Source organism: Streptomyces sp. NPDC005820, from assembly GCF_040630255.1.
In the GTDB taxonomy this organism is placed as follows: domain Bacteria; phylum Actinomycetota; class Actinomycetes; order Streptomycetales; family Streptomycetaceae; genus Streptomyces.
The window spans coordinates 366,312-386,212 of the sequence record NZ_JBEXXE010000002.1 but is presented as its reverse complement, the minus strand read 5'-3'; the positions used below and the strand labels follow the sequence as shown (position 1 = coordinate 386,212).

Annotated in this window: 23 protein-coding genes, 1 tRNA gene and 1 pseudogene; 14 read left to right on the top strand and 11 right to left on the bottom strand. The window is 66.3% G+C overall.

Annotated features, from left to right (window positions below; translation table 11 throughout):
* Nucleotides 1-288: 288 nt before the first annotated feature.
* Nucleotides 289-810 carry a tyrosine-type recombinase/integrase gene (locus ABZ464_RS04105; RefSeq protein WP_359270559.1) on the top strand — a complete coding sequence of 174 codons (522 nt, stop codon included), beginning with the start codon at nucleotides 289-291 and terminating at the stop codon, nucleotides 808-810.
* 273 nt (nucleotides 811-1,083) lie between these two features.
* Here the strand turns inward: ABZ464_RS04105 and ABZ464_RS04100 are convergent, their stop codons facing one another.
* From ABZ464_RS04100 to dgt, 7 genes and pseudogenes are all read right to left on the bottom strand, one after another.
* On the bottom strand, nucleotides 1,084-1,530 hold the full coding sequence (locus tag ABZ464_RS04100; RefSeq protein WP_359270556.1) for a hypothetical protein: 447 nt from the start codon (nucleotides 1,528-1,530) through the stop codon (nucleotides 1,084-1,086).
* Complete coding sequence (locus ABZ464_RS04095; protein WP_359270554.1) at nucleotides 1,527-1,793, bottom strand: hypothetical protein; 267 nt, start codon at nucleotides 1,791-1,793, stop codon at nucleotides 1,527-1,529. The genes ABZ464_RS04100 and ABZ464_RS04095 overlap by 4 nt, the downstream gene beginning before the upstream one ends.
* Nucleotides 1,794-2,421: 628 nt before the next feature.
* Nucleotides 2,422-2,754 (bottom strand): annotated as a pseudogene (locus ABZ464_RS04090) (helix-turn-helix domain-containing protein); the annotation flags it as partial.
* Between the two features lie 124 nt (nucleotides 2,755-2,878).
* The gene (locus ABZ464_RS04085; protein ID WP_359270551.1) at nucleotides 2,879-3,874 is read right to left on the bottom strand and encodes a beta-propeller fold lactonase family protein; all 996 of its coding nucleotides are present in this window, start codon (nucleotides 3,872-3,874) and stop codon (nucleotides 2,879-2,881) included.
* 831 nt (nucleotides 3,875-4,705) lie between these two features.
* Nucleotides 4,706-4,954 carry a hypothetical protein gene (locus tag ABZ464_RS04080; RefSeq protein WP_359270548.1) on the bottom strand — a complete coding sequence of 83 codons (249 nt, stop codon included), beginning with the start codon at nucleotides 4,952-4,954 and terminating at the stop codon, nucleotides 4,706-4,708.
* A 313-nt stretch (nucleotides 4,955-5,267) separates the two neighbouring features.
* Nucleotides 5,268-5,564, bottom strand: a complete 297-nt coding sequence (locus ABZ464_RS04075) for a hypothetical protein (RefSeq protein ID WP_359270545.1) — start codon at nucleotides 5,562-5,564, stop codon at nucleotides 5,268-5,270.
* A gap of 162 nt (nucleotides 5,565-5,726) precedes the next feature.
* Nucleotides 5,727-7,094, bottom strand: coding sequence for a dGTP triphosphohydrolase (dgt, locus tag ABZ464_RS04070; protein ID WP_359270542.1), 1,368 nt, complete (start codon nucleotides 7,092-7,094; stop codon nucleotides 5,727-5,729).
* A 1,363-nt stretch (nucleotides 7,095-8,457) separates the two neighbouring features.
* Here dgt and ABZ464_RS04065 point away from each other — a divergent pair.
* Nucleotides 8,458-8,886, top strand: a complete 429-nt coding sequence (locus ABZ464_RS04065) for a hypothetical protein (RefSeq protein WP_359270539.1) — start codon at nucleotides 8,458-8,460, stop codon at nucleotides 8,884-8,886.
* 1,147 nt (nucleotides 8,887-10,033) lie between these two features.
* Here ABZ464_RS04065 and ABZ464_RS04060 read toward each other — a convergent pair.
* Nucleotides 10,034-10,104, bottom strand: a tRNA-Ala gene (locus tag ABZ464_RS04060).
* A gap of 656 nt (nucleotides 10,105-10,760) precedes the next feature.
* On the opposite strand from ABZ464_RS04060, the gene ABZ464_RS04055 reads away from it, so the two are divergent.
* Nucleotides 10,761-11,396: an SMI1/KNR4 family protein gene (locus ABZ464_RS04055; protein ID WP_359270536.1), complete on the top strand. Its 636-nt coding sequence runs from the start codon at nucleotides 10,761-10,763 to the stop codon at nucleotides 11,394-11,396.
* 47 nt (nucleotides 11,397-11,443) lie between these two features.
* Here ABZ464_RS04055 and ABZ464_RS04050 read toward each other — a convergent pair whose 3' ends face one another.
* From ABZ464_RS04050 to ABZ464_RS04040, 3 genes are read right to left on the bottom strand one after another with little or no spacing between them, the layout of a single operon-like run.
* Nucleotides 11,444-11,827, bottom strand: coding sequence for a hypothetical protein (locus tag ABZ464_RS04050; protein ID WP_359270533.1), 384 nt, complete (start codon nucleotides 11,825-11,827; stop codon nucleotides 11,444-11,446).
* On the bottom strand, nucleotides 11,821-12,249 hold the full coding sequence (locus tag ABZ464_RS04045) for an ATP-binding protein (RefSeq protein ID WP_359270530.1): 429 nt from the start codon (nucleotides 12,247-12,249) through the stop codon (nucleotides 11,821-11,823). Before ABZ464_RS04045 ends, ABZ464_RS04050 begins: the two co-directional genes overlap by 7 nt.
* Before the next feature lie 46 nt (nucleotides 12,250-12,295).
* A complete protein-coding gene (locus ABZ464_RS04040) occupies nucleotides 12,296-12,703 on the bottom strand; it encodes an NUDIX hydrolase (protein WP_359270679.1) in 408 nt (135 codons plus the stop codon).
* A gap of 109 nt (nucleotides 12,704-12,812) precedes the next feature.
* On the opposite strand from ABZ464_RS04040, the gene ABZ464_RS04035 reads away from it, so the two are divergent.
* From ABZ464_RS04035 to ABZ464_RS03985, 11 genes are all read left to right on the top strand, one after another.
* The gene (locus tag ABZ464_RS04035) at nucleotides 12,813-13,604 is read left to right on the top strand and encodes a GntR family transcriptional regulator (protein ID WP_340378197.1); all 792 of its coding nucleotides are present in this window, start codon (nucleotides 12,813-12,815) and stop codon (nucleotides 13,602-13,604) included.
* A gap of 171 nt (nucleotides 13,605-13,775) precedes the next feature.
* On the top strand, nucleotides 13,776-14,132 hold the full coding sequence (locus tag ABZ464_RS04030; RefSeq protein ID WP_055635081.1) for a hypothetical protein: 357 nt from the start codon (nucleotides 13,776-13,778) through the stop codon (nucleotides 14,130-14,132).
* Nucleotides 14,132-15,508: an FtsK/SpoIIIE domain-containing protein gene (locus ABZ464_RS04025; protein WP_359270526.1), complete on the top strand. Its 1,377-nt coding sequence runs from the start codon at nucleotides 14,132-14,134 to the stop codon at nucleotides 15,506-15,508. Before ABZ464_RS04030 ends, ABZ464_RS04025 begins: the two co-directional genes overlap by 1 nt.
* Nucleotides 15,509-15,592: 84 nt before the next feature.
* The gene (locus tag ABZ464_RS04020) at nucleotides 15,593-16,228 is read left to right on the top strand and encodes a DUF2637 domain-containing protein (RefSeq protein ID WP_359270523.1); all 636 of its coding nucleotides are present in this window, start codon (nucleotides 15,593-15,595) and stop codon (nucleotides 16,226-16,228) included.
* 3 nt (nucleotides 16,229-16,231) lie between these two features.
* A complete protein-coding gene (locus ABZ464_RS04015) occupies nucleotides 16,232-16,417 on the top strand; it encodes a hypothetical protein (protein WP_359270520.1) in 186 nt (61 codons plus the stop codon).
* A gap of 1 nt (nucleotide 16,418) precedes the next feature.
* The gene (locus tag ABZ464_RS04010; protein ID WP_037684465.1) at nucleotides 16,419-16,610 is read left to right on the top strand and encodes a mobile element transfer protein; all 192 of its coding nucleotides are present in this window, start codon (nucleotides 16,419-16,421) and stop codon (nucleotides 16,608-16,610) included.
* 16 nt (nucleotides 16,611-16,626) lie between these two features.
* Entirely contained in the window at nucleotides 16,627-16,821 is a 195-nt protein-coding gene (locus tag ABZ464_RS04005) for a hypothetical protein (protein ID WP_037684464.1), read from the top strand.
* 24 nt (nucleotides 16,822-16,845) lie between these two features.
* Nucleotides 16,846-17,094, top strand: coding sequence for a SpdD protein (locus ABZ464_RS04000; protein ID WP_359270517.1), 249 nt, complete (start codon nucleotides 16,846-16,848; stop codon nucleotides 17,092-17,094).
* Nucleotides 17,095-17,119: 25 nt separating this feature from the next.
* Nucleotides 17,120-18,541, top strand: coding sequence for a replication initiator (locus tag ABZ464_RS03995; protein WP_359270514.1), 1,422 nt, complete (start codon nucleotides 17,120-17,122; stop codon nucleotides 18,539-18,541).
* Nucleotides 18,534-18,716, top strand: coding sequence for a helix-turn-helix domain-containing protein (locus ABZ464_RS03990; protein WP_319670859.1), 183 nt, complete (start codon nucleotides 18,534-18,536; stop codon nucleotides 18,714-18,716). Before ABZ464_RS03995 ends, ABZ464_RS03990 begins: the two co-directional genes overlap by 8 nt.
* Nucleotides 18,716-19,870, top strand: coding sequence for a site-specific integrase (locus ABZ464_RS03985; protein ID WP_359270511.1), 1,155 nt, complete (start codon nucleotides 18,716-18,718; stop codon nucleotides 19,868-19,870). Before ABZ464_RS03990 ends, ABZ464_RS03985 begins: the two co-directional genes overlap by 1 nt.
* Nucleotides 19,871-19,901: the final 31 nt, after the last annotated feature.

The following is a 19,901-nucleotide window of genomic DNA, read 5'->3' as shown; positions in this document are numbered from 1 at the left end:
ACGTCCCCTCGTGAGTGCAGTCGCTGGAGCAAGCAGCGCAGGGCCGAGGACGACGGGGACCGGACCGGCCTCGGTCAGTGCGGCCAGGACGTACCCGCCCGAGTCCGGCGGTGCCCATGGTCTGGTGGTCTGGCCTGGGCGGGCCGGGCTGCTCGAACAACATCACCCTCCTGCCGCCCCGCCTCGGCTTGATCTTTAAGAAGCGCGCTCGACTCCGACACGGTCCAGGCCCCAAAGCGGCACCGAGCCCAGCAGGACAAGGGTCGTAAGGAGTGGGAGAACGCCTGGGTGGAGCCCGGCCGCGTCTTCACCAAGGAGAACGGCGAGCTGCTCCATCCCGCCAACGTCACACGGCGGTTCATCGAGTTGTACGAGGAGATCGACCTCCCGCCGGTCCGACTCCATGACCTCCGCCACGGCGCGGCAACCCTTGCCCGCGCGGCCGGGGCCGACCTGAAGAACATCCAGGAGATGCTCGGCCACTCCTCGATCACCATCACGGCCGACACGTACACGAGTCTGCTCACGGAAGCGGACCTGGCGATCGCGGAGGCCGTAGCCCGGCTCGTACCGCGCGCCCGCGCGACCGCCAAGAACACCGCTCCCGAAGCGGAGCCGGAACCCGATGACGCGGGGAAGCCCGCTCCGGAGTCCGTGCCGGATGATGCTGATCCATTGGGAGATACTTCGGAGATCAACTCTCCGTCCGCTCACGCACCGCTGACGCAAACGGCCCCGGACGAGTCGTCCGAGGCCGAATATTTCGTTGTTTTGCTGGTCAGCCCGGCGCGAGCTTCCGTCCTCGCCTGATCATTCCCTGTCTTTACGCGACCTTCCGTTCCCATGACGTTCCCATGTGGGTCCCTCCGGTGCCTCTGGGAGCGAGGCCGGGGCAGTTGCTTGAGGCCGGCTGGGGTTTTCCCTGGTAGGGCTGTGACCTGCGAAGGTGCGGGGCTCGGTGTATCTGGCCAGGGGAAAAGCTCCTCCGTGGTTCTCACGGGTTCACGGTGCTTCCCGTCCGCATGTGTGCTGAATACGTGCGCTGGAGCCGGCGATCGGCCGGAGTGCGATGCGGGTGTCTCGTCAGACCTTCTCGACTCGCACAGAGTGGCCCGCGAGGAGTTGATTCATGTCGTCGGTGTCGGAGGTGAAGACGGTTGCCTCGGCTCCCCGTGCGGCTTCCCGCCCGGCCACAGCCGCCAGAACGGCGTCGATGGCGTACTTGTGCCCATGCAGCCCGGCAGCCTTCAGCATGTCGCGCGCCATGGCGATCACCTGGTCGTCCGTGTGCACGATGCGGATCCGGGACAGCGTCCAGTTCCACAGTGCCTGCCTCGATGTCTCGCGAGGGTCCCATGCCTCCAAGGTCGTGAGTGCCGAGGTGACAATGGGGATGTCGAGCCGTGGAGCCGTCTTGATCAGCGCAGCCAGCTCGCGATCGCCCTGAACTGCTTTGGAGAGAGCCTCGCAGTCGAACACGAAGACGCGCTGTCGCGGCCGGGGTGGCTTCGCTCGAGGCGCGCGGCTCACGCGGCTTCGTCCGAATGCGACCGCTGCTCGTCATGCCAGCCGTCAATGGCGGCGATGCGGTCCAGCGCTGCTTGCTGCTCGTCGTCCGTCACGGCACCGTGCTCTTCTTCGAGACGTTCGGCCAACTCGTGAAGCCGGTCCATGGCGTCCTGATGAGCGGCAGCGGCCGCGATGTAGCCGGATACGCCTCGTGCGTCGACGCGCTCCTTGATCGATTCCACCAGCTCTTCCGGGACGGTGATGGTGATCTTCCGGGTTGCCATACTTTAAGTATGCCAGGTTCGCGTGTGTGTGAGGAGGCGCATTCCGGATGAGGGCGCCCCGCCCGGGCCGATGCCATGGCGGTGTTCGCTGGTCCGCCCCCGGCTAGGACACACAGGAAGGCAGTGAACCAGCGCCGCCCACTTCATCGGCCGCAGCAGTCACATCCGGGGCGGCAACCAGGATTCGCCCTGGCTCTTCCCCGGCCGCCCTAGGGCTTGTCGTTTGGATCATGCCGCGCGTCGCGGGGTGTGGCACGCGCGTCTGCGGCGTTGTCGTCGGTTGACGGCTCCCCCACTCTGGCTGCGCTCGAGCGGGGGGACCCCCATCGCGTCGCCGCCCTCCTCCGCCTTGCAGCCGCACGCACCACACCCCGCTCGGGTCGGCCGAGGGGCCACGTCGGTTCAGCCGACCTGATCCAAACGACAGGCCCTAGCCAGCCGATGAACCCGGTCACCCTGCGCGACGCGCTGCAGAAACTCGCGTCCCGGCCGAAAAGGGCCGCACCTCGGCCATCCGCCAGGTGGTGAGCGCCGGGTAGAACGTCCTCGGGGGCGACGGTGATGCCGATGCGTGCAGGATGTCTGCCATTTTCGATGTCTCCTTCCGCGAGAGGCGGGCTGGTCGGCCCTGCCCGCGCCGGATCGCCTCGGCGATCCGCTTGACGCGGTGCAGTCGGGCGTCCCAAGCGGCCCCGACCGAGGACAGTTGCGCGACGGCGCGGGCGAGCTGGGTCTCGTCCACCTCGTAGCGGCGCTCGCGCCCGGAGGGCGTGGCGTGGACAAATCCGACGTGGTCGAGCACACCGAGGTGCTTGGCCACCGCCTGGCGGGTCACGGGGAGGTGCTCGCTGAGCGTGGTGGCGGTTCCGCCGTTCTCGGCGAGCAGCAGATCGAGCATCTGTCGACGTATCGGGTCTCCGACGGCCGACCACAGCTCGTCGTCGACGACGGTGATGCTCATCGCGTCGCCACCTTTAGGAGTTCGATCGGATCCTGCTCCGGTTGCGGCCGTCGACTGAAGCGACGGCCGGACAGAGACGCTGGTGTACGCCTCCGTCCGGCGGCGTTGATGTCAGCCGTGGATGTCAGAAGCCTTCGGATCCGTAGCTTTGGGGCTGGCCTTCCCCCCGGGCGATCGCGATGCCGGCCGGGTTGGTACCGACGGAAATGGGGCTGCCTACGACGGTGTTGGTGGTGGTGTCGATCACCGACACATTGTTCGAGTTGAAGTTGGTGACGTAGGCGCGTCGGCCGTTCGGGGTGATCGCGACACCGAGCGGGCGGGTGCCGACGGGGATGGTGCCTACGACGGTGTTGGTGGTGGTGTCGATCACCGAGATGTCGTTCGAGGCGTCGTTGGCGACGTAGGCGCGTCGGCCGTTCGGGGTGATCGCGATACCGAACGGGTGGGTGCCGACGGGGATGGTGCCTGCGACGGTGTTGGTGGTGGTGTCGATCACCGAGACGTCGTTCGAGGTGTAGTCGGTGACGTAGGCGCGTCGGCCGTTCGGGGTGATCGCGATACCGCCCGGGGCGGTGTCGACGGGGATGGTGCCTGCGACGGTGTTGGTGGTGGTGTCGATCACCGACACACTGTCCGAGCCGTTGTTGGCGACGTAGGCGCGTCGGCCGTTCGGGGTGATCGCGACACCGACCGGCATGGTGTCGACGGGGATGGTGCCTACGACGGTGTTGGTGGTGGTGTCGATCACCGACACATTGTTGGAGGCGCGGTTGGTGACGTAGGCGCGCCGGCCGTTCGGGGTGATCGCCACACCCTCCGGGCCGTTGCCGACGGGGATGGTGCCTGCGACGGTGTTGGTGGTGGTGTCGATCACCGACACACTGTTCGAGTCGCGGTTGGTGACGTAGGTGCGCCGGCCGTTCGGGGTGATCGCCACAGCCGCTGGGCCGTTGCCGACGGGGATGGTGCCTGCGACGGTGTTGGTGGTGGTGTCGATCACCGACACGCTGCTCGAGCCGTTGTTGGCGACGTACGCGTTGGGGGATGGGTCGGCCCAGGCCGGGGATGAGAAGACGGCCGGCAGGGCCAGTCCCGCCAGCGCGGCCAGCCCCGCCACGCATACCCGCAGCCGCGCCCAGGGCCCGCTCCCCTCCAGTCTCGGACCGCGACGTGCAGGTGTACCTGTCGGGTCGGTCGGATCGGCTAGATGCATCGCTCTCTCCTTGCAATCGGCGCCACGGACCTGTGACCCCAACAGCGAACGGGGATGCTCTGGGGATCAGAAGGACCGCGAACTGGGGTAATCGAAACAAATCACATATATTGCGCGTCCTTACGAGAAGTCAGCGAGGCGCGCCCGGCTGCGGCCGTATGAGGTCCAGGTGCGGGGCGCTGCCGGTCGGGGGTGGCCCTTGCCCACGCGGATCGCCATCAGGTCGATCACAGGGAACTTTCGACGTCGCTCAATCCGTGCTGTGTCCCGCTCGGCTCTGCCAGGGGCGATGGTGGTACGGGATGGGAGCACCCCGCGCACGCCACTACGGACCCCGCAGTCGGGAGCGGCGTCCCCTTCATCCCGGTGCCCGCCGATCCCCCGCCGGAGGCATCGTTCCGACCGTGGCCTTGCCCGTCCCGGTCTCGGCTCAGGGCCGTACCTCGCTGCGGCCCCGGGGCCGGCCCGCGCCTTGCGCGGGCTCTTGATGATCCGTAAGGAGCGGGGTGACGTGGGCTCTTGGCGGACTTTGCGGCAAGGGCGTGTTCACAACAAAGGGCCAGTTCGCGAGGATCATCCCTGCGAACCGGCCCTTCATCGTGTGCCCCCGGCAGGATTCGAACCTGCGACACCCGCTTTAGGAGTTCGATCCATCTGGCCTCAGGGACCTCAGACGCTCGGGGTGTGAGGCCGCCACGGGTTGCCCAAGGCCCCTGCTGTCTGCCGCCGTTGATGTCAGTTGTGGATGTCAGGAGGGGGGATCGCCGGGGTGTCAGAGATCTGTCGCGCCAACTCCTCGATCACCTGCGGGATGACACGCTGAGCGTCCTCGTCTTGCAGCGCTTCGACAAGCGCCTGATGGACTGCCGCATAGGGTTGCCCGGCGTGCGAGGCTCGGGTCCGGTCGACAGCCCGCTCGATCTTCGCCATGTGGGCTGCCACGATCGGCATCGCCTTCTCGTACTCGCTGGGGTCCGTGGCCATGGGCTCAGCCGATCAGGGCGGGCCGGTGAGGTCAAGGCCGGCGGTAGGCCATCAGCTTGGGAAGCTTGGGTCTTTTGGCGGCGGTCGCTGCGCTGACCTGCAACGGAGTGGTGTTGGAGCCCGCTCGACCCCGGGGCCCGTCCCCGCTGTTCCCCGTGGTTCCCCACTGGATCTGGCACGCATCTGGCACGCCCGACCTTGTTCAGCTACGGGCTTCCTCTACTCAAGGGTCAGAAGGCGGCGCAGGGCCTTGTGTTCAGGGTGCGACGTTAGCTTCTCTCCAGTCGCACCGTGGGGCATGCTGTTCGCCATGTCAATGGCCACACGCACTCATGCGCAAACCCACCAGGCTGGGCGTCACCTCGCTGTCGCCGAGGCTCTCTTGCGAGGGCTGCCGGCCAAGCTGAAGGGCGCTCAGACCTACGTCGAGATTGGCGAGCACACCGCACAAGTGATGGTTGCCACCAAGGGCGCGTGGATGATTGCGGATATCGAGAAGTTCACAGCTCTGACCTGTAGCCGAGTCATCCTGGTCCACATCACAGAGGACGGCCATGACTTCTACGTCGCTGACGGTGCCACGCTGCGCGCTGAAGTACACGCCCGTCATAAGCGGTTCCTGGAGCAAGTAGGAGGTGTGCGCCCTCGAAACCCCGATTCGAGGAACACCGTCATAAAGCCCGAGGACGTCACCGCTTGGCGGGACCAGTGGCGGCTTCTGACCTAGCCCGGCCTTGGCCTCCGTGAAATTTCTTCGTCCCTGTCACCTGAACTATACGAACGAGACCCCAAAAACAGAGCCCCGAGACATGCCAATGAGCCTCTCATATATATCAAGAGCTTGAGCGTCGGTCAGTGTGCAGAGGTAATCACATACTGCGCGATTGACCATCGCATTCCTATTTCCCTGCCAGCCCGCCTGCAGGTCTCGTCGCGCTGCTTCGTAGAAGTCAAAGAGGGCATGAGGGATGCGCGGGCTCTGTTCTTCTCTGCACAGCCAGTCCCGCAGTGTTTTATACAGTTCGGTAACTACCTTCTTCTGCCCTTCCTGAACAAGAGCAAGTGCGGGGTTGTGGATCACGTAGAACCAAGTCAGCTCTTTCAGGGCCTCGACCTCATATTGCTGACGCTCTTTTATTCGAACATACGGGAAATCGTCCTGCGCTACAGCGCCAGAAACATAATCGCGCAGGCGCGTAGAAGTGACCTCGTACAAGATTTCACGATCACGCGATGTGTCGGAGAAAGGGTGCTTAAATGGTAGTGAGTCCACTACGTCTCGAAGCGCAGACTGGAACTTTCCCTCATTAAAGCCTTCATTAAGGGATTTTGTGAGGCGTGCCACCCCGTGGGCTACGATTCTCCCAAAGTCATCTTCGATTTGATGCAGTGGTATGAGTCCGGCGCGGAAGTAATCCTCTACATCGTGTATCGCATAGCTGACGTCATCGGCCCAGTCGACGAGAATGGCTGCGGCGCACCGACTAGCATCTCTTTCTTCCCCTGATGGGCTTCGCACCCAACCGAAAATCTTTGCTTCACTCTCATAGTAGCCCCACTTATTGCCATATTCGCGGTCGGTCCATTCTCGCCCCGTTTTTACTCCGCGCTGCGGCACTTCTTTCCTTTTTCGTGGATATTTAAGGATCGCGTCAAGAGAGCCACGCGTTAGGTTAAGTCCTTCTGAGCCCGTTTCTCGGGCGGACAGCTTGGTGACGATTCTGAAGGTTTGCGCATTGCCTTCAAAACCCTCAAGGCCATCGACGGCCGACATCAGCTCGTCTAGGACCGTCTCGGCAGCATGACCAAATGGCGGGTGGCCGAGGTCGTGTGCCAAGCCCGCAGTTTCGACCACCACCGGGTCGATATATTTTCCAAGATCCGGATTACCGTCATCGGGGTCGTTTAGAACCCTATCTGCCAACCGGCGTCCGACTTGTGAAACCTTCAGGCTGTGCGTCAACCTATTGTGAAGGAGACGCTGCTCTGTCGCCGGGGCAACTTGTGTCACTCCTGCCAGCCTGCGGCAGGCCGTGGAGTAGAAGATGCTGTCCAGATCCTCAGCGAAAGGGTTCGCGTAATCGCCTTTTACCTGCTTACTGGCGTACCTACGAGCCGTTGGATCCACGCCGTTGGTCATTTTGGGCTCCCACAAATTATCCTTGGTTCAAGGCCGTGGGGTTCGAAGTTTACGTTGGGATGAGATTGCGTTCCTCTTCGTCGAAGGATATCTCCCCAACGCTCAGCAAGTGCCAAATAGCCTGCCGTATAGGCCATTTTTCGAGCCCAGTGTGCTCCATCGTCAGTTTCTCAAGCTGCGAGAAAGGAATGGGGGCTGAGAGGATGGGAAGTATTTCCCGCAACGCACTCCGGGCTTGTTCGAACTGCTGCAACTCACGCTGTTCTTGAGCCCTCCGATCGGAGGTGGCGGACATGATGTCCCTTCATGAACGGGGCGCAGCTGACCCTCCTTTAGTGTGCGACTCTTCTGGCCGGTACGCGAGTCAGAGGAGGATGGTTGGGTGCACAAGTGAAGGCGCAGTGCGCGATTTCTTGCAAACTTTTAGCCGCAGCCACCATGAATGATCTATATTCCAAGGTCATCTTGGTGGAACGGCTAATCTAATGAGGCTGCATCCTTGCCGAGGTGAAGTCGCATGTAAAGAGCTGAGCGATGGTGAGGAACAACACTCTCCTTGGAGTAGGCCGAGCTCTGCGACGAAGGGGTTTCTGTTCGGGCATGGCCTCCGCGTGTATCTCCTACTCATGATCGTCGAACGGTCTCGCCATGCGGGACCGGGAGCTGTGGTGGCCGTGGGTGCGGACCCAGCCGGCGGTCGGTACTCGGCTTGGGGATCTCAGGTGATCAGTGGACCGGAGCTGGTCTGACCTGGGGGAGAGCGGGTGTTAGCGTCTGCTTGATTGGTGAGCTGGCACCCGCTGCTTCCTGCGGTTCCCTGCATGATCTGTCCATGTTTGCACCGGCACGGCTGTCTGATCTGTGTGCCCGCCGTGTGGCTGGTCCTGCTGGTGCTGCATCGATCGGCCTGGCGCGTCCTTGGCCGCCCGCCAACAGCCCAGCAGGCGATCTTGTTCCGCGAGACTGGCCTGCTGAGCAGGGTCCTGTGCTGGCCGCGATGATCGGTGACAGTTGCCGGGCATCGTCACGGACCACTATGGGGAAGAAGTCCGGCGCCGCGAAATTATTCAAATGCCTGCGTGATGAGCGATGCAAGTGCCACACTCGGTGTGTGCTAATTGTGAATCAAAGTACCGACCAGCATACATTTTGGTCGTCGATCACCGCAGCTGCTATCGTCGCATTTTTCGCCTTGGTTCTAACGGTCCTCACGTTCTGGTGGCAAAATCTGCGGCGCGGCCGACTTCAGACATGGGAGCCACATTCTTTCGCTGCCCACCTCTCACGAAGCGAAGCCGAATACAGATTCCCTCTCGTTCTCCACAACACCGGCGCTGTACCCATCGTCGTACAAGACCTTCGGATGAGCTTTCCGGACGAGCCCGATTCAGTCCTCCCACTCCCCTGGAGGTCATCCTGGCCAGAGCTGAGTCCTGCGACGTCTGTCTCCGAGTCAAAGCTGCCCGCCGGCTTCGCCGTAGCGGGTAGGGAAGTCGAGCAGGTCTACATCGAGTTTGGCGGCCCTTTCCCCGGGTTTATTCCACAAGCCCGCGAATACACCGTTCTACTTGAAGTGCTCCTCGGCCACAAGAAAGGGTGGGAGCCCCTCATCCAGTTCCAGCTTCGGGCCGGACGAATCGTCGTCCCCCATCGATACATGGCCTACAGCAACTCGCCTCAGAAGCAAACTGATGGCGATAGGGCAAAAGCGGATGCTGCACTGGCCAAGCTACTTAAAAGTCTCAACGAGCAACAAAGCAAACCCGACGAAGCCACGAACGAGCTGCCCTAGTCCACGCGGTCGGCGTAGCGACTTTGGCCGGGAGCTGCTTTTCCGCCCCGTAGACGGCCCCGGAAGCTCCTCGCGGGCCTTCGGCCGACACACGAGGTGAGCTGTGTGCGGCGTATCGGCAGGCTGGTGTGTGGCGTATCGACAGGCTGTGGTCGACGTATCACGGTCCCGCGCCGACGCCGTCGCCGCGCACCTGGAAGTCCACTCACCGCCGAGCCGACCGGAGATGTCAAAGACCCCCAGTCGATACCGACTGGGGGTCTTTTCGCTGGTGGGGCTAACAGGATTTGAACCTGTGGCCTCATCCTTATCAGGTCGATCCTGCGGGACTCCTGGACCTGCATAGCAGCCGCTACGCCCGCTTGGACTGGCCGTTGCGGTCCGCGCCAATCCGGAGTCGTTCGCCGCTGTTGGTGTCAGTCGTTGATGTCAGACATCAGTGGCTGCTTGACACTCTGACCAGTGGAGAGTAGCCCCTAGGCCCGAATCATTCGGCTTCGTTCGACTCCCCAGCCGGGTCGGGTTCTGCACGTCGCCGCCGCACCCTTCGAGCGGCAGTAGCGGCCAGGGCGACAAGGGCTCCACTGAGCAGGTTGATAGAGAGATCACGAACCAGGGACCACATGAAGGTATGGATGCGCCAAGGGGCCGGCCGCGCATCGCGCTCCTCACATGCACAGTCCAAAGAAGATTGGCGGAACGCTGGCTCAGCCCCGACCCGAAGCAGACGCCAGCGAGAAAGGCGACGTTGCGCCTAGCTCGCTGGGTTCTGTGGTCCGGCGCTGCGCAAGGTGACGGGGAAGCGAAGTCCCTAGTGATGGGCCTCTGGTGCGCTTGCGATGGGCGACTGAGTCGATCACCTGGCAGTGCCTTTGCGCTGCGGTGCGTACCTTCGTGATCACGGACCAACGGGAAAACGGGACACGCACGCCCCACGGCGCAACGGTGATCAGCGTCGCGTATTCCAACGTGGTGAACAGCAAGTCACACACGGAGCACCTGCGGCGACGCCTGATCGTCGATCCGTCATCGCACACTGCGGCAGCAACGACAGACGTTGTAGCGGCACAAGAGGGGCAACGCATGAGCGACACCCCTTCCCCTAGACGTTGACGGAGGCGGGGGTACGCGTGGTCCCCGCCTCCTGTGGGCCTGGCGGGACTCGAACCCGCGACCTGCCCTTCGCGAAAGGGCTGCTCTATCCACTGAGCTACAAGCATTCAAGTTGTAACCCACTGAGGGGATTTGAGGCAAATCGGGAATCCAAGCGATCACGACACAGACTCCCTCAACCCACCACTCTCCCTAGCTCCCATCCCGTCTGCCGTCGACCCACACACCGTGGAGCGGGCGTGGTTCAGGGCGTCAAGGTGGAGCGCGCCACTGTACGAACGACCTTGACGCCCTGGGCCGCGACTGCTCGGCTCTGCCTGGGTCGACGGCAGACGGGATGGGAGCCCCCGCACCAGCCACTCACGGCCGGCACTCGCGCACCGGGCCCCCTGTCATCTCGGAGCCTGAGCGCCCCCGCCGGAGGCTTGTTCTGAGCGTGGCTGCTCTGCACGGTGATCAACCCATGGCCCTCGGCCCTATCCACCTGTGGGCGCGCGGCGGCGTCGGCGGCGCCGAGCGGGCCGAAGGCAGGAGCGCGGGCGCAGCCAGAGCCGGGAAGCGCGCCCGGCGGAGCGGAGCGCAGCCGGGGCTTGAACCAGTAGAGAAAGTTGTAACGCAGTCGCGCGCTCTGGGTGTGTCTTGTCTCGGTTGATGCTTGACGCTGTGGCTTCACCTGATGCTTGACACCGCTTGCCTCGGCTGGGTGTGTGCGTCGGGCGCGTGTAGTTACGGTGAGGGCCCGTGTCGATGGAAGGAGCGCCGTGTCCGCTGAGAGCTCTTTGAAGCCGTTGCTTAGTCTCGTGTCCAATGAGCATGGGGCGGATGAGCAAGTGGACTGGGCTGACGCCGAAGAGGCTCTCGGAGTCGGTCTGCCGAGCGACTACAAGGCGTTCATGTCGGTCTACGGCGCGGGTGGCATCGGGGATCTCGGCATCCTGGGGCCGCTGCCTGTTGACTACTTGCAGTGGGACCCTGGCAGCATCGTGGACAGCGTGCCGCTGTTCCGGGAGATCTGGGACAGCGAGGGTGGTGTCCCCGGTGTCGAAGCTGACAGCAGATCGGTCCTGCCTTGGGGCTCCGGCTGCAATGCCAACGAGCTGGGCTGGCTGACGCTCGACCCGAACCCTGACAAGTGGCCCGTTGTGGCCTGGCGGCGGCAGATAAGCTACGGCGACTCGCGATGGAAGCTCTTCGACTGCAGCATGGTGGGTTTCCTGGTCAAGATGATGCGCGCCGAGTTCGACGAGTGTCCTCTTGGGGATGCCTCCCTCTGGGGCAGGACCGCCCCATTCGTGCACTGGCGTGAGGCGCAACGCCGGTGGCTTGCAGGCCTCGATCCCGAAACGGGCGAGCCAGATCCTCTCATCCAGGAGTTCCTCCAGTGGCCGACACCGTGACTCACGGAGCAGTGCCAACCTGGAGGTAGTTCCAGGCTGGCACTGCCTCAGCCAGTGGCATGGGGCTTGAAGTCGTATGCGCACGTAGGGAGTTCTGAGCCCTGGCGGTGTGCGAAGGGCAGGAAGAGCACTGGTCGAACCGTCCATGTGACGCGCGTGCTGATGTGGGTGATGGACACCGTGCAGGGCTCGCGGCGTAGCAGTGCTCGTCGGGTATCGATGCGGTGGTCGTAGAGCCGTTCCCAGGCTTCCGCGCAGGCTGCTGTGTCGAGGGCCGGTGAGATCGTGCGGAGGATCGTCGCTACCCAGTTGTTCGCCTCCACCACGTCGTGCGCGTCGTAGGAGCCGAAGAGCGCCGGGGCCTGTCGCGCGTCCAGGTCCTGTGTCCAGCACTCGCACCAGAAACCGGGGCTGGTCGTCGTCCTTAGCACAGGGGCCGTCCTCCTCGTACGTCCGTGAAGAGCTCCGCGGTGACCGTGTGGCCGGCCTCGCTGTCGTGGACGACGACCCGGTGGGCGATTGTGCTGACCATGCCGAGTCCGCGGCCGCCTTCGGCGTCCTGGTCCTGGTGCTCGATCTTCGGGGCCGTGCCCGTACCTCCGTCGTCCGTCACCGAGACGGCTACCACCTGGGCGGACACCGCGACGGCCAGGTGAAAGCTGCCCTGGTCCCGGCCGCTGGCGGTGTGGAGGATCGCGTTCGCGCTCAGCTCGCTCACGATCAGTTCGGCGTCCTCGGCAAAAGGGGAGCCGCGCAGGATGTCACGGGTCCAGCGGCGGGCCCGGCTGACCTCTTCCGGGAAACCTGGGCAAGACAGTCCCCAGACTCGCGTCATACTCGTATACTCGTGCATACAAGTTCCTTCGTGCTGGTAGGCCGCCATGTGCAGCGGGTTCGGGCTAGACGAGTTTCACGCCGTCGTGGGCGCGGATGGCCGGCGGAGACGCCGCGTCCAATGCGTCGGTGACGCGGATCGCGTACGCCTCGTCGGCGAGTTCGGAGACCTCTTCACGGGTGGCCCAGCGCAGTGCGCGGGTCTCGTCGCCGGTGGTGGGCACGCCGTCGGCGGCCTCGCAGCGGAAGACCAGCGAGACGATCAGGCCGGTCATGTTCTTGTAGACGCCGGTGAGGGTCGCGGGAAGCGCGATCTTGATGCCGGTCTCTTCGAGGACTTCGCGCTGAAGGGCTTCGGGGATGGTCTCCTCGCGTTCGAGGACACCGCCCGGGGGCTCCCACTTGCCGTTGTCCCGGCGCTGGATCAGGAGGGCCCGGCCCTGGTCGTCGACGACGACCCCGGCCACGCTCACGGAGTGCGGGCGTTCTGTGCTCACGTTCCTCGGCCCTCTCGGATGGCTAGGCTCTCCACCGTAGCAACAACACTCGCCCACTCGTCTAGATACCTAAAGGAGTACACACGTGAGCCCTTCACTTCCTTCGGGCCTCCTCGGTGACCTCGACCCCACGAGCGATCGTGCGGTCTTCCGGCAGATCGCCGATCAGCTGCGCGAAGCCATCGACCGGGGGCGGTTCCGGGAGGGCGAGAAGCTGCCTTCGGAAGCTGAGCTGGTGGACCACTACGGGGTGTCCCGGATGACCGTCCGCAACTCCTTCTCCGTCCTCCAGGGTGAGGGCCTGGTGCACGCCGAGCACGGCAAGGGCGTGTTCGTCCGGCCGCGTCCGCCGGTGCGGCGTCTCGCCTCGGACCGGTTCGCCCGGCGCCACCGTGAGCAGGGGAAGTCCGCGTTCATCGTGGAGGCAGATGCGGCCGGCAGTCACCCCCAGGTCGACAGTCTTGAGGTGAAGGAAGAAAAGGCCGGTCAGGATGTCTCCGCCCGTCTGGGCTCTGTGCGGCGGGTGCTCGCCCGGCGGCGCCGGTACCTCCTCGACGGCCGTCCGGTCGAGTTCGCCACCTCCTACCTGCCGCTCGATATCGCGCGCGGTACGCAGATCGCCGAACCCAACCCCGGTCCCGGCGGCATCTACGCCCGCCTCGAAGAGCTGGGTCACCGCCTCGACCACTTCGAGGAGGAGATCCGCGCCCGGATGCCCTCGCCCGCCGAGGTCAAGACGCTCCACCTGGCGGCCGGCGTGCCCGTCATCCACCTGATCCGGACCGCCTTCGACACCGAGGGACGGCCCGTCGAGGTCTGCGACACGGTCATGGCGGCTGACGCCTACGTCCTGTCGTACCAGCTCCCGGCCACGTGAGGGGGTGAGGGGCGGTGGTGCGCGGGGGACGCTTCTCCGAACTCGTACACCCCAACACGCTTACTCGTATAGACGAGTGGGCAAGTTGTGTGGCAGGGTGATCGTCGTGAGCCCGGGAGATCGGGTTCGCAGATCGCTACATGTATAGACGAGTAGATAGGGGAGTGTGCTGTGCGCACCATCCGTGTTGAGACCTCCGCCGCGACGATCCTGCTGACGGAGGCCCCGGAACCGAAGGTCCGTGACCGGCAGACGGGCGAGATCGCCAAGGACGCCGTGAGCGGTGAGGCGCTGATGACCATCGGCGTCGTGTACATCGAGGACGGAGAGTCGTCGCTCATCAAGGTCACCGTCCCGGAGGGCGGTGTCACCGAGGGCCTGATCCTCGGCTCGCCCGTCTCGCTGCCGGGGCTCATCGCCCGGCCGTGGGAGTCCGTGTTCAACGGGCAGCAGCGTCACGGCATCGCCTACCGGGCCGCCGCCGTCACCCCGGCCGCCTTCCCGGCCGCCATGGGGGCCACGGCCTGATGACCGACCTGACGACGCTCCTGGAGGTGGGTGGTCCCCTCGCCGCGCTCGGCGGCGGGGCCGCCTACACCCGGGCCAACCACCCGGCCCTGTACTGGTCGGCGGTCGGCGGTCCGATATCCACCGTCCGCCTCCTCAGCTCGTACGCCTCGGTCATGGAAGCCTGCGGCCTGACCGTGGCCCCGTCGCGGCTGCGGGTCCTCGCCGTCAAGGCCACCACCCGGCGGGAGATCCGGCCCGTGCCACCCCGGCGCGGCATCATCCGGCCCACTTCGACCGGGCTGCGGCTCCGGCTCCGCCTCGCTCCGGGGCAGGAACCCGCCGACGTCGCCGCCTCGGCCGAACGGCTGCGGCACGCCTGGGGCGTCCACGCCGTCTACGTCACCACCGTCAAGCCCGGTGTCGTCGAACTGCGGCTCGTCGGCTTCGATGTCCTGCGCAAGGTGCGCATGCCGCGCAAGCTGGGCGGCGGGTTCCTCAAGGTGCCGGTCGCGCTGCGGGAGGACGCCATGCCCTTCGTCCGCGACTACCGGGCCGTGCCTCATCAACTCACCCTGGGCGCCACACTGTCGGGCAAGTCCATGTACCTGCGGCATCTCGTCTCCGGACTCGCCCGTCAGAACGTCGCCCTGGTCGGCTTCGACTGCAAGCGCGGTGTCGAGCTGGCCCCGTTCGCCCCGCGGCTGTCCGCCCTCGCCACCGAGCCGGATGAGGTCGCCGAGCTGCTGCCCGTCCTGGTCAAAGAGATGGAAGACCGATACGACCTGATCAGAGCCCGGCAGGGCATCGCCCCCGGCACCCCGAACGAGGAGATCACCTCGGACATCTGGGGACTGCCCGAGAGCGAACGGCCCGTGCCCGTCGTGCTGTTCGTCGACGAGGTGGCGGAACTCTTCCTCGTCGCCACGAAGAAGGACGAGGAACGGCGCGACGAGATGGTCACTCAGCTCATCCGCCTCGCCCAACTCGGCCGCGCGGCCGGCATCTACCTGGAAGTCTGCGGGCAGCGCTTCGGCGCCGAACTCGGCAAGGGCGCAACCATGCTCCGGGCCCAGCTCACCGGCCGCGTCTGCCACCGCGTCAACGATGAAGCCTCCGCCAAGATGGCGCTCGGCGACATCGCCCCAGAAGCGGTCGGGGCCGCCTGCGCCATCGCCCCTGAGCTGCCCGGCCTCGCCGTCGCGGGGGACACGTCCGGCGGCTGGTCCCGCATCCGCACCCCCTACCTCTCCCTCGGCGACGCCGCCGACATCTGCCAGCAGACGGCCGACCTCGTGCCCGACCTGCCCGCGCTGAAGCCCTTCCGGCCCGCCGTACCCGTACGGACCGTGCAGACCCCCATTCCGGCCGTCCAGCCGCACCCCGTCACAGACTGACACCCCTTCCCTCCCCGGTCGGCGTGACCGCCTCGCGCCACGTCCCTACCCCTCCCATGCCTGATTCCGGAAGGAGTCGCCATCTTGCGCGCCCAACTGGCTCGCATGGACGCGGTGCTCGTACAGGCACTGATCGCAGCCGCGCTGTCCTTCGCCCACATCCACGACATCGCCATGGCCGCCGGACAGGACGGCTGGAAAGCCTGGGCCTACCCCGTCTCGGTTGACCTGCTGCTCGTCGCCGCCTGGCGTCGACTGCGCTCCGGCACAGGGAAGACGGCAGCCTGGTGCTGGTTCGTCATCGCCATCACCGCCTCCCTCGGAGCGAACGTCGCCACCGCCGGCCTCCTCGACCTCGCCGACGTCCCGGCCTGGCTGCGCATCCTCGTCGCGGGCTGGCCCGCCGTCGCTTTCCTCGGCGGCACCCTCCTCGCCCACTCGACACCCGAGACGGCCCCGGCAGCCGAAGTCATCAAGGACCAGGAGGACGCTCCCGAACCCGCCCCCGAGACAGCCACCCCGCCCGCCATCGAGGCACCGCCGGAACCCCCGCCCGTCCCGGTCCCGGCCGCCCTCATCAAGCACGCCCGCAAGGTCGCCGCCGAGCACCACACCCGCACCGGCACCCCGATCGACACCCCCACTCTCCGGGCCCGCCTCGGCGTCCCGGCACCCATGGCCGAAGCCATCGCTGCCCACCTCACACCGACAGGAAGCTGACCCGTGCCCCTCTTCACCTTCAACACCGCCGCCGACTACCTCGACGCGGCCCGTCAGATGGCCGCCAGCGGTCGGCCCGCACTCGCCCGACTCCTTGCCGAAGCGGCGGCCGACTGCACCCCGGACCCCGCCGACGCCGCCCGGATCCTCGACGCCTTCCCCGCCCCCATGTCGCGAGAGGAGCGCTGACGTGCCCGCCAACCGGCGCTTCCGCAACGTCACCCGCATCGGCCCCGTCCAGGTCGGCACCGCCTACGACCACCGGGGCCGCGAGAAGCACACCGCCGCCTGCACCGCCCCGCGCTGCAACTTCTCCGCCGACTACGACAGCCGCGCCGCCGCCGAACTGGCCGCCCGCACCCACCGCTGCCCCGTCCGCTGAAAGGACCCCGCACCCCGTGACGCTCAACCTCCCCCTCGTCGTCGTTCTCGGCTTCTTCGCCTGGGCGGCGGTCAAGTACCTCGGCGTCCGTACCTGGATTGTCGTCCTGATCGCCCTCTTCGGCTTCTGGCTCTCGCACACCTTCCTCGCCCCCGCCATCGAGTCCGGCACGCGCTCCGGCGTGACCGTCATAAACGGCCAACACATCTAGACGAGTAGACAGGAGATCGCAGCCGTGTTCCTGCCCAAGTACCCGGACAACCCCACCCCGCAGCCCACCCACACCCACGCCCCCACCGACCCGGCCCCCGTCCGGCGCCCCGCGCTCCCCTCGGTCTCCATCGATCAGAAGACCGTCGCGGCCGTCCTCGTCGGCGGAGTCGTCCTCACCACGCTCCTGGCCGCCGTCGCCGTCACGGCCATCTCCGTCGCCGTCGCCGCCGTGGTTCTGCGCTCCCTGCTCCGCGAACACCACCGCCGCTGACCAGCGGTCCGGCCTCCGGGGCGGCATGACACGCCCAAGCATCCCGCCGCCCCGGCGGCCACCCCTCCCGACCAGTGCCCGTCAGAAGGAGATCGCCATCTTCGCCCGCCCCACCCCGCCCCCACTGCCCGAACTCAGCAAGCTCGCCTCAGACGGCTCGCTGCCCGGTATCCTCCGCCAGCTCTCCGGCCTCGGCGGGTGCACCCACCCGATCCGCCTGGACGGCCATCGCACCGAGTACGACGTCGACACCGCCACCGGCGAGATCGGCCGCATCCTCCAGCACCTCGACTCGACCACTCTCCCGGCCGGCCAACTCCTCGTCCGCTGCAACAACCGCCGCATCACCCGCTGCCCGGCCTGCGCCGAGGTCTACCGCCGCGACACCTTCCAACTGATCACCGCCGGACTGCGCGGCGGCAAGGGCACCCCCGAAAACGTCGCCGCCCACCCCCGCGTCTTCGCCACCTTCACCGCCCCCGGCTTCGGCCCGGTCCATAACCGCCGTACCGACGGGCGCCCCTGTCGCTGCGGCATGCACCACGACCAGGAGGACGAGACGCTCGGGACTCCGCTGGCCCCGGACACCTACGACTATGAGGCGGCCGTGCTGTGGAACGCGCACGCAGGGCCCCTGTGGCGGCGCTTCTCGATCTACCTCCGCCGGGAGGTCGCCAAGCGCGCAGGCCTCTCACAGCGCCGTCTCCGCGACCACGCCCGCGTCTCCTTCGCCAAGGTCGCCGAGTACCAAAAGCGCGGCGCGGTCCACTTTCACGCGGTCATCCGCATCGACGGCCCCAGCGGCGGAGACACCTCACCCCCGGCCTGGGCCACCGCCGAGCTGCTCACCGACGCAATCACCGCCGCCGCATCCAAGGTCCGGGTCGACGGCCCCACCCTCGACGACCGCGCTCACACCTTCACCTTCGGCCGCCAACTCGACGTCCGGACCATCCGATCCGCCGACTTCAACGACGGCCAGGAGCTGACCGAGCGGGCCGTAGCCGCGTACATCGCCAAGTACGCCACCAAGGGCGCCGAGACAGCCACGGGAGCTCTCGACCGCCCCCTGAAGTTCGCTGCCGAACTCGCCCAGCTCGACATCAGCGACCACGCCCGCCGCCTGATCCGCACCGCCTGGACCCTTGGCGCTCGCAAGGACCTGGAACACCTCCGCCTGCGGGCCTGGGCTCACATGCTCGGCTTCCGCGGTCACTTCTCCACCAAATCCCGCCGGTACTCCACCACCCTCGGCGCCCTCCGAGACGCCCGCGCCGAATGGCGCCGAGCACAAGTCGCAGCCACCACACCAGACACCGGGCCCGAGACGACGTACATCCTCGCGCACTGGGTCTTCGCCGGCACTGGCCTGTCCGACGCCGAAGCCTGGCTGGCCGCATCCATCGAACCCGCCCCCGGAACGGAAGGAGAGTCCACCCGTGCCTGACGAAGAGCTGCTGACGGTCCCGGACGTCATGGCCCGGCTCAAGCTCGGCCGCTCCACGGTCTATGACCTGATCCGCTCCCGGCGCCTGCCATCGCTCACCATCGGCCGGTGCCGCCGCATCCCGGCGCGTGCTGTCCGCGACTACATCACCAACGAACTGGAGGCGGCGGCCTGATGGCCCAGCAACGCAAGCGCAACCCGAACGGCGCGGGCACCATCACCAAGCGCAAGGACGGCCGCTTTCAGTGCGCGGTCTACGTCCTCCAGCCGGACGGCACCCGCGCCCGGAAATTCGCCTACGGCAAGACCTGGGCCGAGTGCGACGCCAAGCGCCGCGAACTGCTCGACAAGGTGGACCAGGGCGTACCCGTGCCCACCAAGTCCGCCAAGCTCGCCGAGTGGCTGCCGTACTGGCTCGACAACATCATCAAGCCCGGGCGGAAGCTCAGCACCTTCGACAAGTACGAGGCGCATGTCCGGCTCTACCTGGTGCCGCTCCTCGGAGCCAAGCGGCTCGAATCCCTTGGCGTCGCCGATGTCCGCCGGTTCCTCGTCCGCCTGGAGAAGGAGACGACCGCCGCAACCGCCAAGGAGTCGCACCGAGTTCTGCGCTCGGCACTGACCTCGGCCTGCCGCGAGGAACTCATCGCGCGCAACGTCGCCAAGCTCGTCGAGCCGCCCCGCACGGACACGCCCGAGCTGCACCCTTGGACCCTCGACGAGACGCTCGACTTCCTCGCCGCTTCCCGCAAGGATCCGCTCTACGCGGCCTTCGCCATCGCCATCGCCATGGGCCTGAGGCGAGGAGAGATCGTGGGGCTTCGCTGGTCGGATCTCGACCTCGACAACCGTGTCCTCTACGTCCGCCACCAGGTCCAGCGACGCCGTGGCGTCCTCTACGACGACGATCCCAAGAGCCGCCGTCGCCGAGCCGTCCCCATTCCCGCCCTCTGCATCGCGCCCCTGCGCTGGCACCGCCTGCGGCAGGCGGCCGCACGCGCCAAGGCGGGGGAGAAGTGGCAGGACTCCGACTATGTCTTCGCCACCCGCACCGGCCGCCCCGTCGAGCCGCGCAACCTCTACCGCTCCTTCACCCGCGTCGCCGAGTCCGCCGGCCTCCGCGTCATCCGGCTCCACGACGCCCGTCACGGCACAGCCACCCTCCTCACGGCGGCCGGAGTCGCGCCCCGTGTCGTGATGGAGATCCTCGGCCACTCCCAGATCAGCATCACCATGGACGTGTACACGCACGTCGTCCAAGACACGCAGCGCGAAGCCATGAGCCACATGGACCGGCTCCTCAGGAAGAGGCGCCCCGGTCGCAGCTGACCGCCCCCGTTGATGTCAAAACTGGATGTCA